At 32.0% G+C, this 14,866-nt stretch carries 19 protein-coding genes; 7 read left to right on the plus strand and 12 right to left on the minus strand.

What is annotated here, in order from left to right; genetic code table 11:
• Nucleotide 1: 1 nt before the first annotated feature.
• The 10 genes from TX50_RS07790 to TX50_RS07835 all read right to left on the minus strand — a co-directional run bounded on the left by TX50_RS07790 (nt 2) and on the right by TX50_RS07835 (nt 6,312).
• Nucleotides 2-211 (minus strand): hypothetical protein, encoded by a 210-nt coding sequence (locus TX50_RS07790; RefSeq protein ID WP_011133077.1) that lies wholly within the window; start codon nt 209-211, stop codon nt 2-4.
• Nucleotides 208-534 (minus strand): 2Fe-2S iron-sulfur cluster-binding protein, encoded by a 327-nt coding sequence (locus tag TX50_RS07795; RefSeq protein WP_011133078.1) that lies wholly within the window; start codon nt 532-534, stop codon nt 208-210. The genes TX50_RS07790 and TX50_RS07795 overlap by 4 nt, the downstream gene beginning before the upstream one ends.
• 14 nt (nt 535-548) lie before the next feature.
• On the minus strand, nt 549-1,499 hold the full coding sequence (locus tag TX50_RS07800; RefSeq protein WP_011133079.1) for a F0F1 ATP synthase subunit gamma: 951 nt from the start codon (nt 1,497-1,499) through the stop codon (nt 549-551).
• Nucleotides 1,500-1,519: 20 nt separating this feature from the next.
• Complete coding sequence (gene atpA, locus TX50_RS07805) at nt 1,520-3,037, minus strand: F0F1 ATP synthase subunit alpha (RefSeq protein ID WP_011133080.1); 1,518 nt, start codon at nt 3,035-3,037, stop codon at nt 1,520-1,522.
• 31 nt (nt 3,038-3,068) lie between these two features.
• On the minus strand, nt 3,069-3,611 hold the full coding sequence (gene atpH / locus TX50_RS07810) for an ATP synthase F1 subunit delta (protein ID WP_011133081.1): 543 nt from the start codon (nt 3,609-3,611) through the stop codon (nt 3,069-3,071).
• Complete coding sequence (locus TX50_RS07815) at nt 3,611-4,123, minus strand: F0F1 ATP synthase subunit B (RefSeq protein ID WP_011133082.1); 513 nt, start codon at nt 4,121-4,123, stop codon at nt 3,611-3,613. The genes atpH and TX50_RS07815 overlap by 1 nt, the downstream gene beginning before the upstream one ends.
• A complete protein-coding gene (locus TX50_RS07820; protein WP_011133083.1) occupies nt 4,120-4,581 on the minus strand; it encodes a F0F1 ATP synthase subunit B' in 462 nt (153 codons plus the stop codon). Before TX50_RS07820 ends, TX50_RS07815 begins: the two co-directional genes overlap by 4 nt.
• Before the next feature lie 68 nt (nt 4,582-4,649).
• Nucleotides 4,650-4,895, minus strand: coding sequence for an ATP synthase F0 subunit C (atpE, locus tag TX50_RS07825; RefSeq protein ID WP_002805169.1), 246 nt, complete (start codon nt 4,893-4,895; stop codon nt 4,650-4,652).
• A 166-nt stretch (nt 4,896-5,061) separates the two neighbouring features.
• Nucleotides 5,062-5,787, minus strand: a complete 726-nt coding sequence (gene atpB, locus TX50_RS07830) for a F0F1 ATP synthase subunit A (RefSeq protein ID WP_011133084.1) — start codon at nt 5,785-5,787, stop codon at nt 5,062-5,064.
• 45 nt (nt 5,788-5,832) lie between these two features.
• Nucleotides 5,833-6,312 carry an ATP synthase subunit I gene (locus TX50_RS07835; RefSeq protein ID WP_011133085.1) on the minus strand — a complete coding sequence of 160 codons (480 nt, stop codon included), beginning with the start codon at nt 6,310-6,312 and terminating at the stop codon, nt 5,833-5,835.
• A gap of 267 nt (nt 6,313-6,579) precedes the next feature.
• Here TX50_RS07835 and TX50_RS07840 point away from each other — a divergent pair, with 267 nt between their 5' ends.
• The 3 genes from TX50_RS07840 to TX50_RS07850 all read left to right on the plus strand — a co-directional run bounded on the left by TX50_RS07840 (nt 6,580) and on the right by TX50_RS07850 (nt 9,836).
• Complete coding sequence (locus TX50_RS07840; protein ID WP_011133086.1) at nt 6,580-7,809, plus strand: FtsW/RodA/SpoVE family cell cycle protein; 1,230 nt, start codon at nt 6,580-6,582, stop codon at nt 7,807-7,809.
• A gap of 83 nt (nt 7,810-7,892) precedes the next feature.
• On the plus strand, nt 7,893-8,549 hold the full coding sequence (locus TX50_RS07845; protein WP_011133087.1) for a cytochrome c biogenesis CcdA family protein: 657 nt from the start codon (nt 7,893-7,895) through the stop codon (nt 8,547-8,549).
• Nucleotides 8,550-9,836: a cytochrome c biogenesis protein ResB gene (locus tag TX50_RS07850; RefSeq protein WP_011133088.1), complete on the plus strand. Its 1,287-nt coding sequence runs from the start codon at nt 8,550-8,552 to the stop codon at nt 9,834-9,836. It abuts the gene before it with no gap.
• Here TX50_RS07850 and queF read toward each other — a convergent pair.
• Nucleotides 9,833-10,243, minus strand: coding sequence for a preQ(1) synthase (gene queF, locus TX50_RS07855; RefSeq protein ID WP_011133089.1), 411 nt, complete (start codon nt 10,241-10,243; stop codon nt 9,833-9,835). The genes TX50_RS07850 and queF overlap by 4 nt on opposite strands.
• Before the next feature lie 179 nt (nt 10,244-10,422).
• Here queF and TX50_RS07860 point away from each other — a divergent pair, with 179 nt between their 5' ends.
• Both TX50_RS07860 and TX50_RS07865 read left to right on the plus strand, forming a co-directional pair.
• Nucleotides 10,423-10,668, plus strand: coding sequence for a hypothetical protein (locus TX50_RS07860; RefSeq protein ID WP_011133090.1), 246 nt, complete (start codon nt 10,423-10,425; stop codon nt 10,666-10,668).
• Between the two features lie 24 nt (nt 10,669-10,692).
• Complete coding sequence (locus TX50_RS07865) at nt 10,693-11,031, plus strand: P-II family nitrogen regulator (RefSeq protein ID WP_011133091.1); 339 nt, start codon at nt 10,693-10,695, stop codon at nt 11,029-11,031.
• Here TX50_RS07865 and TX50_RS07870 read toward each other — a convergent pair whose 3' ends face one another.
• Complete coding sequence (locus tag TX50_RS07870; RefSeq protein ID WP_011133092.1) at nt 11,032-11,844, minus strand: TlyA family RNA methyltransferase; 813 nt, start codon at nt 11,842-11,844, stop codon at nt 11,032-11,034.
• A gap of 293 nt (nt 11,845-12,137) precedes the next feature.
• On the opposite strand from TX50_RS07870, the gene purB reads away from it, so the two are divergent.
• Nucleotides 12,138-13,433: an adenylosuccinate lyase gene (gene purB, locus TX50_RS07875; RefSeq protein WP_011133093.1), complete on the plus strand. Its 1,296-nt coding sequence runs from the start codon at nt 12,138-12,140 to the stop codon at nt 13,431-13,433.
• A gap of 40 nt (nt 13,434-13,473) precedes the next feature.
• The gene (locus tag TX50_RS07880) at nt 13,474-14,859 is read left to right on the plus strand and encodes a class II fumarate hydratase (RefSeq protein ID WP_011133094.1); all 1,386 of its coding nucleotides are present in this window, start codon (nt 13,474-13,476) and stop codon (nt 14,857-14,859) included.
• The last annotated feature ends 7 nt before the right edge of the window (nt 14,860-14,866 follow it).

The raw sequence follows: 14,866 nt of genomic DNA on the forward strand, positions 1-14,866 counted from the left end.
ATTATATTTTTGAATTCACTGGATTTACTAAAACAGCCTTAATTCTTATTTTTTTTATATTAAGGGACTCTACTGAATCTTTAATATCTTCGATAGACCATCTTATAACTTCCCCTTTTTTCATAAGATTTTCAGTAATAAATCTCCTCAAATGAATAATGTTTTTTGATCCTGGCCAATCTAAATAAAAATCAACCTTTTTTAAGTTCATATTTGATATTTACCAAATTGATTATTATATAGATTATCTTCAACTTCATCGCCGATAATAATATGTAGATCAGATTTTGGATACGCAACACATAAAAGAGCAAAACCCTTTTCCTTCAAATCATCATTTAAACCCATTGCATCCTCTTGTTCAACTGATCCATCAATCACCATTGAGGCGCAGCTTGTACATACTCCCGAACAACAACTACTTGGTAAATCAATTCCATTAGCTTTAGCAGCAGATATTATATCTTGATCTTCAGGACATAAAAAAACATACGTCTTTTTTTCTAATTCAACTTTTATATTATATTCCGACATTTTTAAAGATTCCGCTAGACTGCTGAACCTCCAACTACTTCAAGTATTTCCTGAGTTATAGCAGCTTGTCTTGCTTTGTTATAGGTAAGGTTTAGAGTACTTGCTAATTCTTTAGCATTATCACTCGCATTATTCATAGCTGTCATTCTACAGGCAAGTTCTGAAGCAGCTGACTCTTGCAGCGCTCTAAGAATCTGATTCTGTAAGTACAAAGGTAATAAGGAATCTAATAACTGATCAGGACTTTGTTCAAAAACAATATCAGAAGGTAATTTATCTGAATCATTCTTTTCTATATTTGATTTTTCAACGAGTAACTTACTATTTTTTGTAGTTAATCTAAAAATCTCATCATTATCCTCAGCAATTCCTTGAGGATCTAATGGCAACAATGTTTGCACAACTGGGGCACAACTCACGAGAGTGATGAATTTGGTATATATAATCTCTACCCTATCTGAGTTTTCTGATAAAAATTCGGCTAAGACATCATTAGTTATTCCTTCAGAATCTATAGCTGTTGGTACTTGTTCTAGCTCTTTGAATGTACTTTTTATTACGTATCTATCTTTCCTATTTTGGAAATAACCTATTGCCTTTTTGCCAACTAAAATCAAGTTAGGTTCATAACCTTGTTTGATCAACTCTGCGTACCTAATTTCAACCTTTTTAATTATGTTCGTATTGTATCCCCCACATAAACCTCTATCGGCAGTTATGCAAACTAAGGAGATTTTTTTTACGTTCCTTTTGGATAACAGAGGAGAATCTACAGCTTCAAACTGAACCCTAGATTGAATATTCTCGAGGACACGGGCAAGTTTGTCAGCGAAAGGTCTACTTTTTAGTACTTGATCTTGTGCTCTCCTCACCTTTGCAGCCGCAACTAATCTCATGGCTTCTGTTATTTTTCTAGTATTTTTAACAGAAACAATTCGATCTCTGATTTCTTTAAGATTTGCCATGATATCTCCTTAGAATAAATTTAAACTGTGGCAAGCATTGAGGATTTAACTTCTTTTATTACCTCTTTTAAAGTTGTTTCTAAGCCTTCATTAAGTTTCTTCTCTTTAAGAATCTCCTCAATAAATTCCGCTTTATTTAACTTGAGGTATTCTCTAAGTTCAGCAGCAAATTTTGTTACATCTTCAACAGGTACCTCGTCAATAAGCCCCTTAACACCTGCATAGACAACTGCAACTTGTTCAGCAAGATTTAACGGTGAGAATTGTGCTTGTTTTAGCAATTCTCTTAATCTTTTACCTCTTTCAAGTTGTTGCTGAGTAGCCTCATCGAGATCAGAAGCGAACTGAGAAAATGCTGCTAATTCATCAAATTGAGCTAATTCTAATTTTAGTGTTCCAGCAATCTTCTTAATTGCTTTTGTTTGTGCAGCTCCACCAACTCTACTAACTGAAATACCAACATTTATTGCAGGTCTTAAGCCTGAGTTAAATAAATCTGCGCTTAAGAAAATTTGTCCATCAGTAATTGATATGACATTTGTTGGAATATATGCTGAGACATCTCCAGCTTGAGTTTCAATAATTGGCAAAGCTGTCATTGATCCACCACCCATATCGTCTGATAATTTTGCTGCCCTTTCAAGTAATCTGCTATGACAATAAAAAACATCTCCAGGATAAGCTTCTCTTCCTGGTGGCCTTCTCAAAAGAAGAGACATTTGTCTGTAAGCTTGTGCCTGCTTAGTTAAATCATCATAAATAACAAGAGTAGCTTTGCCTTGGTACATGAAATGCTCAGCTATTGCAGCTCCAGTGTAAGGAGCTAAATACTGTAAAGCTGCCGCTTCAGAGGCTCCAGCACTTACCACAACAGTATATTCAAGAGCTCCTTTTTCTCTTAAAACTTCAACAACGTTTGCTACTGATGCAGATTTCTGACCAATCGCTACATAGACGCAGACTACGTCTTGGCCTTTTTGATTAATTATCGTATCAATTGCGATAGCAGTTTTTCCAGTTTGCCTATCTCCAATAATCAATTCTCTTTGACCTCTCCCCACAGGTATCATCGCATCTATAGAAGTGATACCAGTTTGCATAGGTTCATGCACTGATCTCCTCTTAATTATTCCTGGAGCCATTTCTTCAATAAGTCTATTATCACTTGTCGGAATCTCACCTTTTCCATCTATTGGCTGCCCTAAAGGGTTAACAACTCTCCCCTTCATAGCTTCTCCGACTGGGACAGATGCTATTTTTCCTGTTGATTTTACATTACTTCCTTCTTGTACACCCAAAGCTTCACCCATCAAAACTGCACCGACATTATCGTCTTCAAGATTAAGAGCTATACCTTCAGTCCCATCCTCAAATTCTAATAATTCACCAGCCATGACCTGATCTAAGCCGTATATTCTTGCAATGCCATCACCAATTTGTAGAACAGTTCCTACATTGCTTACATTTACGGATTGGTCATAATCAGTTATCTGTTGTTTTAAGATTGAGCTGATTTCATCAGGGCGTATAGATACCATGGATTTAAGAATTTAAGGTTGGATTTTGAATTTACTTGGATAGTGACAAACCAAGCTTTCTAATTTGAGAGGCAAGACTAGCATCAATTACTTTAGATCCTACACTCGCGACGAAACCACCAATGAGGGATGGGTCGATTTTAGTTACAAGTTCTAATTTTTCAGTTCCAGCTATATTGATAATTTTTTTGGTAATTAAACCTTTTTGATCATCAGTAAGCTCAACAGCAGAAGTAACAGTTGCCAAAGCAATATTACTATTTTCTCTGTAAATTTCTAAAAATCTATCGAGAATTGAAGTTACAATTCCAATTCTTTGCCTATCAGCTAATAGTTTTAAAAAATTTAGAAGAGAAGAATTAATCTTTTCTGAAAAAATTTCAATTATTATTTTTTTCTTAGTATCTGTCTCTAAAACTGGAGAAGATAATGTTTTTTCTAGATCAGGGGAATCATTTATTAAGGATAGTAGTTGTTTTACCTCCTTAACCATTTCTTCAGTTTGATCGTTTTCACTAACAACCTGAAGTAAGGCTTCTGCGTATGGGGTAGTAACGGAATTTAAAAGTGGCATTAATTCATCTCAATATTATTTATGGATTGAGTTACCAAATTTTCTTGAGTTGTTTGATCAAGTCTATTTGGTAGAGAATCTAAAGCTTTCTTAATAGCTAATTCAACAGCTTCTTTTCGAAGTTGAGAAATCGCTCTTGAGGCTTCTGAGCTTTCATCAGAGATTGCACTTTGTTTTATTCGTGCCATCTCTTCAATGGCTTTTTTCTCACTTTCCATCCTGATTGATTCAGATCTTTTAAGAGAATCTGCTTTTATTTGACCAGCTTTTTCTTCTGCTAAAGATAAGTCAGTCTTTGCTTTCTCTAAAGCTTGTGTAGCCTTAAGAAGTCGGTCTTCTGCATCTTTTAATTCAAGAAGAATTCCCTCTCTTCTTTTTTGAAGCATTTTCCCTAGAAAGCCTGGTAAAAATTTATAAAGGCCAAAAACAACTACAGCCCAATTAAGAACATTAGTTTCGAATAAATTAAGATTTAATCCAAAACCTTCTGTAGCTAGAAGAGGTAAATTCATTTTTCTAGAATTAATCTATTAACAATAAGTTCGCTTAAGTCATCAGCTTGCTTAAAAAGCTGGTCACGAGCTGAAGATGTCTGATTTTCTATTTCTAACCTTGCTTTTTCCTTAGAAGCGTTTGCTTCATCATTAGCAAGTGCAAGAGCCTCTTTATAAAGCTTATCAGATTCATTCTCAGCTTCGCTCACAATCTTTTGAGCTTCATAGCGAGCGCTTTGGAGCTGACTTAATAAATCAGCTTCTAATTTTTCAACTTCTGAAAGTTTATTTTTGGCATCCATAATATTGTTACTTACAAATTTTTCTCTTTTTTCAACAACATTGCCTACTGGCTTAAAAAAAAGAGAATTTAGTATGTAAGTAAGAGCGACTACTTGTATTGCCATGAGAGGCAAAGTGGCATTTATATCAAATAAACCACCTTCAGTAGCACCAAAAAAATCAAAGGCCAACATATCTTTCAGTTGAAATTAAAAAATTATTTTTAAATATTGCTAATAAGAATTAAAAGCAACATTAACTTTTAGGAAAAAGGATTCGCAAAAAGTAATACTAGAGCAACAACTAATCCATAGATTGTTAATGACTCCATGAAAGCGAAAGATAAAAGTAGAGTTCCTCTGATTTTACCTTCAGCTTCAGGTTGGCGGGCAATACCCTCAACAGCACCTTGAGCTGCGTTACCTTGTCCAAGGCCCGGGCCAATAGCGCCTAAGCCAACTGCTAAGCCAGCAGCTACAACAGATGCAGCGGAAGTAATGGAATCCATAATTTTGAAATAAAGAGCTTAATGCTTGTGATAAATCTTTTTGTCTAACACGCTTGGACATTCTTTTTTTTTTAAGAATGGGTCTGAATTTTTCAGACCTACGCGATTAAATATTTTGCCAGATTACAGGCCCTTTGTAAAAGAGTCTGAATGTATTAAAGAGAAACTAATGATGTTCTTCTACGGCTTCTCCTATGTAGTAAGCAGCAAGTGTAGCAAAGATTAATGCTTGAATTGCACTTGTGAACAACCCTAGAAACATTACAGGAATGGGTAAAACCAGGGGAACTAGAAAAACTAAAACACCAACAACAAGTTCATCAGCAAGAATATTTCCAAAAAGCCTAAAGGATAAAGATAAAGGTTTAGTAAAGTCTTCTAGAATCTTAAAAGGCAACATTATAGGTGTTGGATGAACATAATATTCAAAATATCTCCAACCCTTATTACTAAGCCCAGCATAGAAATAGGATAGAGAAACTAACAATGCCAATGCAATCGTTGTATTAATGTCAGCTGTTGGAGCTCCTAATTCTCCACTTGGTAATTTTATTAATCTCCAAGGTATAAGCGCTCCTCCCCAATTACTTACAAACACAAATAAGAATAGAGTTCCTATAAAAGGCATCCAATCTCTATAAACTTTTTCACCAATTTGAGTTCTTGAAAGATCTCTGATGTAGTCCCATAAAAATTCAAGTAAATTCTGCAATCCCTTAGGATCATTTTCCATTTTTTTTGTCCCTACAGAGATGAAAACTAATAAAGCACCTAATAGGATCCAAGAAGTTAAAAAAACTTGTCCGTGAAGTCTTATATTTCCAATTTGCCAATAAAGATGTTGACCTACTTCTAATGCGGCAAAATTTGTTGGCAAGGAGTTTAAGAACATTTTGATTTAAATAAAAATTAATAAATTTTGAAAAGCAAAATTTATTTAAGAACGTGAGAAATAAAATATAAGAGAAGGCTTATAAATAAAAAAGCCTATCATTGCTGGAAAAATATCTAAGGATCCTAGCTTGCTTGCAAAAAGAAAGAGGCAAACTGGAACCAATAGTTGCAATTGAGATACCCCATTAGATTCTTTCCCTATTTTTCCTATGCTTTTAGCAAGCAAACGTAAATAAAAAATACCAGCAATGGCACCTATAAAAACACTAAAACCAAAAGTATACCCAATTATAATTCCTGTTATAGATGCTACTAAAATGGCAACGATAAAAGTAATACCAAAAATTGTTATTTGCAATTTAGTGTATTCATCATTTTTTGAAAATAATTTTTGGAATTGACTTGCAAAAACTAATTTAATTTTATTAATGAAAGAATTATCCTGGGTAGGGGAATCATGAACATTCTTATCGGGAAGATGCTCAACAATTTTTTTTCTATTTGAGTCCACTGATGTGAACATAATTTAGAAAACCCCCTTCATAAAGATTTAAGTAAGTATATAAACCCACGGAATCTATCATGGGGAGGGGTCTTTTAGCTAGGAATTTTTCGTTTAAAGTCCTAATTCTTAAGAATTGTGATATTTGATATGGATGTTTTTGAAAAACTAAAAATAAATTGAGTTTTATTAATCAAAATCTAAAAACTTAAATTCACTCAAAAAGTATCAAAAAGACTTGGCAAAGTAGTCATTTAACGTCTCAATAGTATATCTACAAACTTTAAATTGGAGATAAGTAAATCAGCTACAAAATTTAATAGTGATTGTAAAAGAAATAGAACTTTTGATTCAATAAACAAACCTAACTATTTAAAGGCAAATTTCTTACCTATACCTTGGGGAATTTGGCCTTATGAAGGGAAACTTTTACTAATTTTGATAGGTATTTGGTCTGTTTTAGGTTTATTTATTCTTGGCTCTGCTAGTTGGTGGGTGGCTAGCAAGGAAATGGGGGATTGGGCGTATTATTTAAAAAGACAAATTATTTGGTGTATTCCTGGATTAACTTTTTTTTATTTTGTTTTAAATACAAATATTAGAGATCTTTTAAAAATTTCAAAAATTATTTTTTACTTTTTAATTTTCTTGATAATTTTAACAATATTCTTTGGCAGTACAGTTAACGGTTCTTCAAGATGGTTAATTCTAGGTCCTCTACAAATTCAACCATCTGAATTAATAAAACCTTTTTCAATATTGGAAGGAGCCAACTTATTTGCTCATTGGAATTTAGTTAAAAATAATAGAAAAATTATTTCATTAAGCACCTTTGGGTTTCTAATTTTACTAATAATGAAGCAGCCAAATTTAAGTACCGCAGGTTTAACAGGAATTCTTTTTTGGGTGATGGGTTTATGTGGGGGAGTTAAATTCAGTTCACTCTTATCAGTAGCTTCATTAGGAGTTTTAAGTGGTTGTATTAGTATTTTGAGTAATGAGTATCAAAAGCTAAGAGTCATATCATTCATAGATCCTTGGAAAGATTCAGAGGGTAATGGCTATCAATTAATTCAGAGTTTACTAGCGATTGGTTCAGGAGGATTATTTGGACAAGGATTTGGGTTATCTACACAAAAATTACAATATTTACCAATTCAAAGCACAGATTTCATTTTTGCTATTTTTGCAGAAGAATTTGGTTTATTAGGATCAACATTATTGTTGAGCTTTTTAGCTCTTTTTTCTTATATAAGCTTAAGAATCGCTATAAAATGTAGGAATAATTATACAAAGTTAGTTGCTATTGGATGCGTAACCTTAGTTATAGGTCAATCTATAATGCATATAGCTGTGGCAACAGGAACAATGCCCACAACTGGGTTACCATTACCTTTTGTAAGTTACGGAGGAAATTCCTTATTGTCCTCATTTTTTGTGATCGGAATGTTGTTAAGGTGTTCTCTGGAATCAACTGGTCATATAGGCATGATTAGTGCACGAAAGTCTCTTCATTAGTTAGAATTTAGAAGATTTAGATTCCTGTTATCGCCTCAATTAATTTATTTGTTTCAGAATTAGCTCAAAAGGGTAATTTACTAATGGAGCAAGGGCTTAATAATCCAGGCCCACTTACCATATTTTTAGTTTTTACTGCAGGCCTTTTAACAAGTCTTGGTCCATGTTCTTTATCTTTACTACCAATCACAATTGCTTATGTGGGTGGTACTAAGAATAATAAGTTTAAACTTATTAGTTTTTCTGGAGGGGTAATTTTTTCCCTCATTACATTGGGTGCCTTGAGCGGATTCTTAGGAAAAATATATGGACAATTGCCCTCTTACTACGCATCTTTAGTAGCTTTAATAGCAATTATTATGGGCTTAAACTTATTAGGAATTTTAAAATTCCAATTACCTAATGGGCCCGATTTGCAATTTATGGAAGATAAGGTTCCTTCTATAATTACTCCTTTTGTAGTAGGTGGAGCTTTTGGTCTTGCCTCTTCACCTTGTATTACTCCAGTACTGGCTACACTCTTAGCATGGGTATCACAAGCAAAAAACCCTACAATTTCAATAATTTTTTTATTCTTCTTTGGCCTTGGTCAAGTAACACCATTAATCCTTGCAGGAGCGACAACTGAAAATTTAAAGCAGTTTCTAGAACTCAGAAAATATAGTCAAGTAATTCCTACTTTAAGTGGGGTATTTTTAGTTTCGCTAGGGATTCTAAATTTAATTTCAAATTGGATCTAAATGGTTATTTTTAAGAAATTTATTCTAAAGATATCAAGTTTAAGATTTGCAATACTATTAATAATTTTCATAGCCATTTCAAGTGGAGTTGGAACGTTTATACCTCAAGGAAATGATCAACAAGAGTATATTGATTTCTACAACGAAACGCCAATATTAGGATTTATTAATGGATCTCAAGTTATAAGACTCCAATTAGATCATATTTATACGAGTAATTGGTTTTTATTTTCATTAATACTACTTTGTATTTCTCTTGCAGCCTGCAGCTTTAGGAGGCAAATACCGTCTTTAAAAGCAGCCTTAAAATGGACTGACTATAAAGATGAAAAAAAATTCTACAAACTCGAATTAATAACTAATTACGAAATAATCCAAGATGCAGATCACATTCTAAAAGCTGATTCTTTACTTAGAAAAAAAGGTTGGAACATTTCCAAATTTGAAAATCGCTTATCAGCAAGAAAAGGCTTAGAAGGAAAACTTGGGCCTATAATTGTCCATATAGGTTTAATTATTTTATTGATTGGTTCTGCATACGGAAATTTCAGTAGTCAATCTAAAGAACAATATTTGAGATTAGGAGAAAGTTTAGATTTAATAAACGAGAGTACAAATTCAAGAGTAAAAATAAAATTAAAAAACTTTTTTATTGAACGTGAAAGTGATGGAAAACCAAAGCAATTTATTTCAAATTTAGAATTTTTTTCGAAACAACAAAATTTGAATGAAATAAAAACAACTCAAGTGAATCAACCTATCAGATTCAAAGGTTTAACTATTTATCAAGCGGATTGGTCAGTTTCAAATATTGTTATGGAAATTGACAGTGTTCTTTACCAACTCCAACTAAAGCCTATTCCTGAGATAGGAGATCAAATATGGGGGCTTTTAATTGAATTGGGTAGAGAAAATAAAAAAAATTATCTTTTAACTATAGATAATGAAAATGGTCCACTTAAAGTCTCAAATATTGAAGATTTTTCTGAAAATTTTGTTTATTTAAATAATAATCCAATAGAAATTAATTCTTCAAAACTATCTTTAAAAAAAATAATTCCTAGTAGTGGTTTGATTATTAAAAATGATCCTTCAATTCCTTTTATTTATTTATCATTTACTTTGATAATTGTGGGAACAATCTTAAGTCTTATTCCCACAAATCAAATATGGATCTTATTTAATGAAAATACAAATAAATTATTTATTGGTGGTTTAAGTAATAGAAATCTTTTAGGTTTTAAGAAGGAATTTCTAAAATTATCAGATGAAATCAAGAATAATTAATTTCTTTTCTGTCCACTATAAATATCTAATTTCATAGAAACATTTCCTCTAGGATTAAAATCAGCGTTTAAATGAATCCAGTGTGGGACTGCTGCTTTTAAAAGATCATCCATAATTCTATTTACCACTTCTTCATGTGATATTTTGAGATCTCTAAATTTATTAATATAAAGTTTTAAGGATTTCAACTCATATACTTTCATATTAGGCTGATAGTAGATATTTAATTTTGCAAAATCTGGATAACCTGAAAATGGGCATTTACAAGTAAATTCAGGTAACTCAATTGAAATTTCATAAATTCTTTTTTTATTAGGATTTTCAAAACAAATTATATTTGATTCTTCTATTATTCTTTCTCCGTATAAAGGCTTGTTAGTCGAATCATGTAAATTAGCTGTACCCATTTTTTATTCAAAAATACCTTTACTAAAACTATATAAAAAGCTAATAATTCGCAAAAAATTAGAATAAACTTAAGTATTACAAATCAATAAGTCAAAGGATATAAAACTTGGTTTTGTATCAATGATAACAATCTTAGTATCGTTAAAAGGGTTTATATGTATTTAGTTTCAAAAAACTTATGGACATCTGTTTGTTAAATATAGACAATAATTCAAATAAATCTCTAAACCCCACTAGTGTTATTGGAATGTTATGGCTCCAGACGCATTTTGAAGATACTCAATGGGAGGCATTATCAAATAATCAAGTAATAATTTCAAAAGAAAACTCTAAGTTACTAGTTAAGGATGCAATTAGCGCTGGTCTAAAGATTAAATCATTTTCTGGAGTTTCAATGCTAGATGTTTTTCAAAAAAAGAATTAAGATTAAATCATTCAAGAGAAAAAAATGAAGAAAATTGAGGCAATCATACGTCCATTTAAACTAGAAGATGTAAAAATTGCATTAGTAAATTCTGGAATTGTTGGAATGACTGTAAGTGAAGTCAGGGGATTTGGAAGACAAAAAGGTCAGGTAGAAAGGTATAGAGGTTCAGAATTTACAGTTGAATTTCTTCAGAAACTTAAAGTTGAAGTTGTAGTAGAAAATGAAAAAGTAAGTTCAGTAATAGATGCAATTGCCGAAGCTGCAAAAACAGGCGAAATTGGAGATGGAAAAATATTTATATCATCTATTGATTCTGTTGTAAGAATTAGAACTGGAGATACCGATGAAGAAGCTCTTTGATTAAAGAGTTTCTTTTACTAAATTTTCTATAAATTTAGTATTTATTATTGGATTAGAAATCCCAAACTTAGACATCCAAGCTAGATATTCATGATTTCCTGCGGGTCCAACTAAAGGCGAAGCTACAAGACCTTGAATATTCCATTGCAATTGATTTGCTGCATTAATAACTGACTCAATAGCCTCAATATGATATTCAGCTTTTCTTACAACGCCCCCTTTACTTACTCGATCTTTCCCTACTTCAAATTGAGGTTTAATAAGAAATATTCCCTCTATAAAATCTCCTGATAATAAATTATTAATAGGTTGTAAAACTAACTTTAGTGAAATAAAAGATAAATCTACTACAACAAAATTTGGTAATAAACTTTCTTCAGAATAGATATCTAAAGGCTTTAAATTTCTAATATTTGATCTTTCAAAGAGTTTCACTTTTGGATTTTTCCTTAGTTTCCAAGCCGTTTGACCATAACCTACATCAATCCCATAAACCATTTTCGCTCCTTGTTGCAACAAGCAATCAGTAAATCCTCCAGTAGAAATTCCTGCATCTATACAAACTCTATCTTTAACATTAATCTTTAATTTTTTAAAAGCCTCCAGTAATTTTTCTCCTCCTCTCGATACAAATTGAGGTTCAGATTCAATAATAAATTCAGTTCCTATTAAAACTTGTTGACCAGGTTTATCGAAAATCTTACCATTGATATCTTTAACCTTTCCTGCAAGAATTAGCCCCTGTGCTTTCTGACGAGTCTCGCATAAACCTTTGTAAATAAGATAAAGATCTAGCCTACTTTTTTTAATCATTTGCTCTAAAAAGGTAACTTTAAAAAATAATTACTGGCTATTTTCAAATTATATTTTTGAAACATAATGCTAATTTAAAATTTTATTAAAAACAAAATACCTACTAGTTATAAAGATAATCCAATCGCAAGATTTAGACATTTTTCAAAATGAAAAGATATTTACAAATCCAAAAGCTTTTATTTATGACAATAATACTTATACAAATATGTTCAATGGCAAGTAGAACTTTTACGTATAGAGCAATTATGAGATTTTAGTTATAAAGTTTAAATTGAAGATGTTTAAAAATTGTGATTGAACGTTACACATTACCCGAAATGGGAAGAATCTGGACTGAAAATGCAAAATTCCAGAGTTGGCTTAAAGTTGAAATTGCAGCATGCGAGGCAAATTGTACTCTTGGAAAAATGCCTGAAGCTGCGTTAAAAGAAATTCGTTTAAATGCAAAATTTGAAGAATCAAGAATTAAAGAAATCGAGAAAGAAGTAAAACATGATGTAATTGCATTTCTAACAAATATCAATGAATATGTTGGAGATTCCGGAAGATACATTCATGTTGGAATGACTAGCAGCGATATCCTTGATACAGGCCTCTCATTACAGCTAAAAGATTCCTGCGAATTGTTATTAGAGGAAATTGAAAAACTAGAAAATGAGGTCAGATCATTAGCAAGAAAGCATAAAAATACTTTAATGATTGGCAGATCCCATGCAATTCACGGAGAGCCTATTTCATTTGGATTTAAATTGGCAGGATGGTTAGCAGAAATATTAAGAGATAAAAAAAGATTATTAATCCTTAAAGAATCTATTTCCATTGGACAAATAAGTGGAGCAATGGGAACTTACGCTAATACAAACCCAGAAATAGAAAAAATTACTTGCGAGTTGCTGGGTTTAAAACCAGATACAGCAAGTACTCAGGTTATATCAAGAGATAGACATGCTGAATATGTTCAAACAATAGCGTTAATAGGAGCTTCACTTGATAGGTTTGCTACTGAGATAAGGAACCTTCAGAGAACAGATGTTTTAGAAGTCGAAGAAGGATTTTCAAAAGGGCAAAAAGGAAGCTCAGCTATGCCTCATAAAAGAAACCCTATTCGTAGTGAAAGGGTTAGCGGTTTATCTAGAATTTTGAGGAGTTATGTTGTAACAGCTCTTGAGAATGTTCCGCTTTGGCACGAGAGAGATATTAGCCATAGTTCTAATGAGCGTATCATGTTACCCGATGTATCTATATGCCTACATTTTATGCTTAGAGAAATGAAAGAAATTATAAATAATTTAAAAGTTTATCCGGACAATATGCTCAAAAATTTAAATATATATGGGGGAGTAATTTTTAGTCAGAAAGTTTTACTTTTACTTGTTGAAAAGGGTATGTCTAGGGAAAAGGCTTATAGCTTGGTACAAAAAAGTGCTCATCAAGCTTGGAATAATGAGAATGGTAATTTCAAGGAAAATATTGAGGGGGACCAAGAGATAATGACATTAGTTTCTGAGAATGATTTAAAGGTATGCTTTGACCCCTCAATCCACCTCAACAATTTAAATGTAATATGGGATAAGTTAAGTATTTAAATCCCTAAATATTATTTGAAGTTTAACCACATTTTTTTTGATGACCAAGAACTTTAGATTTGAAAAAGATAGTATGGGACAGATAAAAGTTCCTTCAGAGGCTTTGTGGGGAGCCCAAACGCAGAGATCAATTATAAATTTTTCTATTGGTGAGGAGTTAATTCCAATTGAATTAATTTATTCACTTACGGTTATAAAAAGAGCAGCCGCAATTTCTAATTTCAAATTGGGTTTAATAAATAATGTAAAAAAAGATCTCATTATTGAAGCCTGTACAGAAATCCTTGATGGGAAACATGATTCTCAATTCCCCTTAAAAATATGGCAAACAGGTAGTGGTACACAAACAAATATGAATATCAATGAAGTCATATCTAATATTGCTGCGTTAAAAACAAATTCAGGACTTGGAAGTCATCATCCTATTCATCCAAATGATGATGTTAATAAATCGCAGTCTACAAATGATACTTTTCCTGCGGCTATTCAGATATCTGTTGTTACTCAAATAATTAAAAAATTAGTTCCATCAATAAAGGAACTTACTAAGGTTCTTGATAGTAAGAGTAATAAATGGAAAGATCTTATAAAAATAGGTAGAACTCATTTTCAAGATGCAGTGCCAATTTCCCTTGGTCAAGAAGTTTCTGCATGGTCAAAACAACTAAAGGACGCTGAAGATGCTCTGATAATTAGTCTTAATGAATTATGTTTCTTACCACTAGGTGGTACGGCAGTTGGTACAGGTATTAATTGTCCAAAAGATTTTTCAAAAGAATCTATAAAATCAATTTCAGAATATACTGGTTTATTTTTTTATAAGTCAAAGAATCATTTCTCTTTAATGGCATCTCATGATCGATTAGCCCAAGTAATGGGTCAAATAAAAATCCTAGCAAGTGCATTATTTAAGATTTCTAATGATATTAAAATATTGTCCTCAGGACCTAGATCTGGCATTTATGAATTAATAATTCCCAAAAATGAACCAGGGAGCTCAATCATGCCTGGGAAAGTTAATCCAACCCAATGTGAAGCATTATCAATGGTATGCACTCAAGTAATGGGTTTTGAATACGCAGTATCAATAGCTAATGCCAGCGGCACTTTACAAATGAATGAATATAAGCCACTAATTGGATTTAATATTCTCACGAGTATAAAATTACTGAATCATGCGATAAGTAACTTCAGACTAAAATTAGTTGAAGGGATACAACCAAACCCAAAAACTATAAAAGCTAATCTTGAAAATTCACTAATGCTTGTAACTGCATTGGTTCCCAAAATAGGTTATGAAAAAGCAGCAGAAATTGCGAATCTTGCTTTTAATGAATCAATCAACTTAAAAGAAGCAACAATAAAATTAGGTTACTTAACTGCTAATGAATTTGAGGATGCTATAAATACTAATAAAATGATTTAATTGAACT

The organism is Prochlorococcus marinus subsp. pastoris str. CCMP1986 (assembly GCF_000011465.1).
In the GTDB taxonomy this organism is placed as follows: Bacteria; Cyanobacteriota; Cyanobacteriia; order PCC-6307; family Cyanobiaceae; genus Prochlorococcus_A; species Prochlorococcus_A pastoris.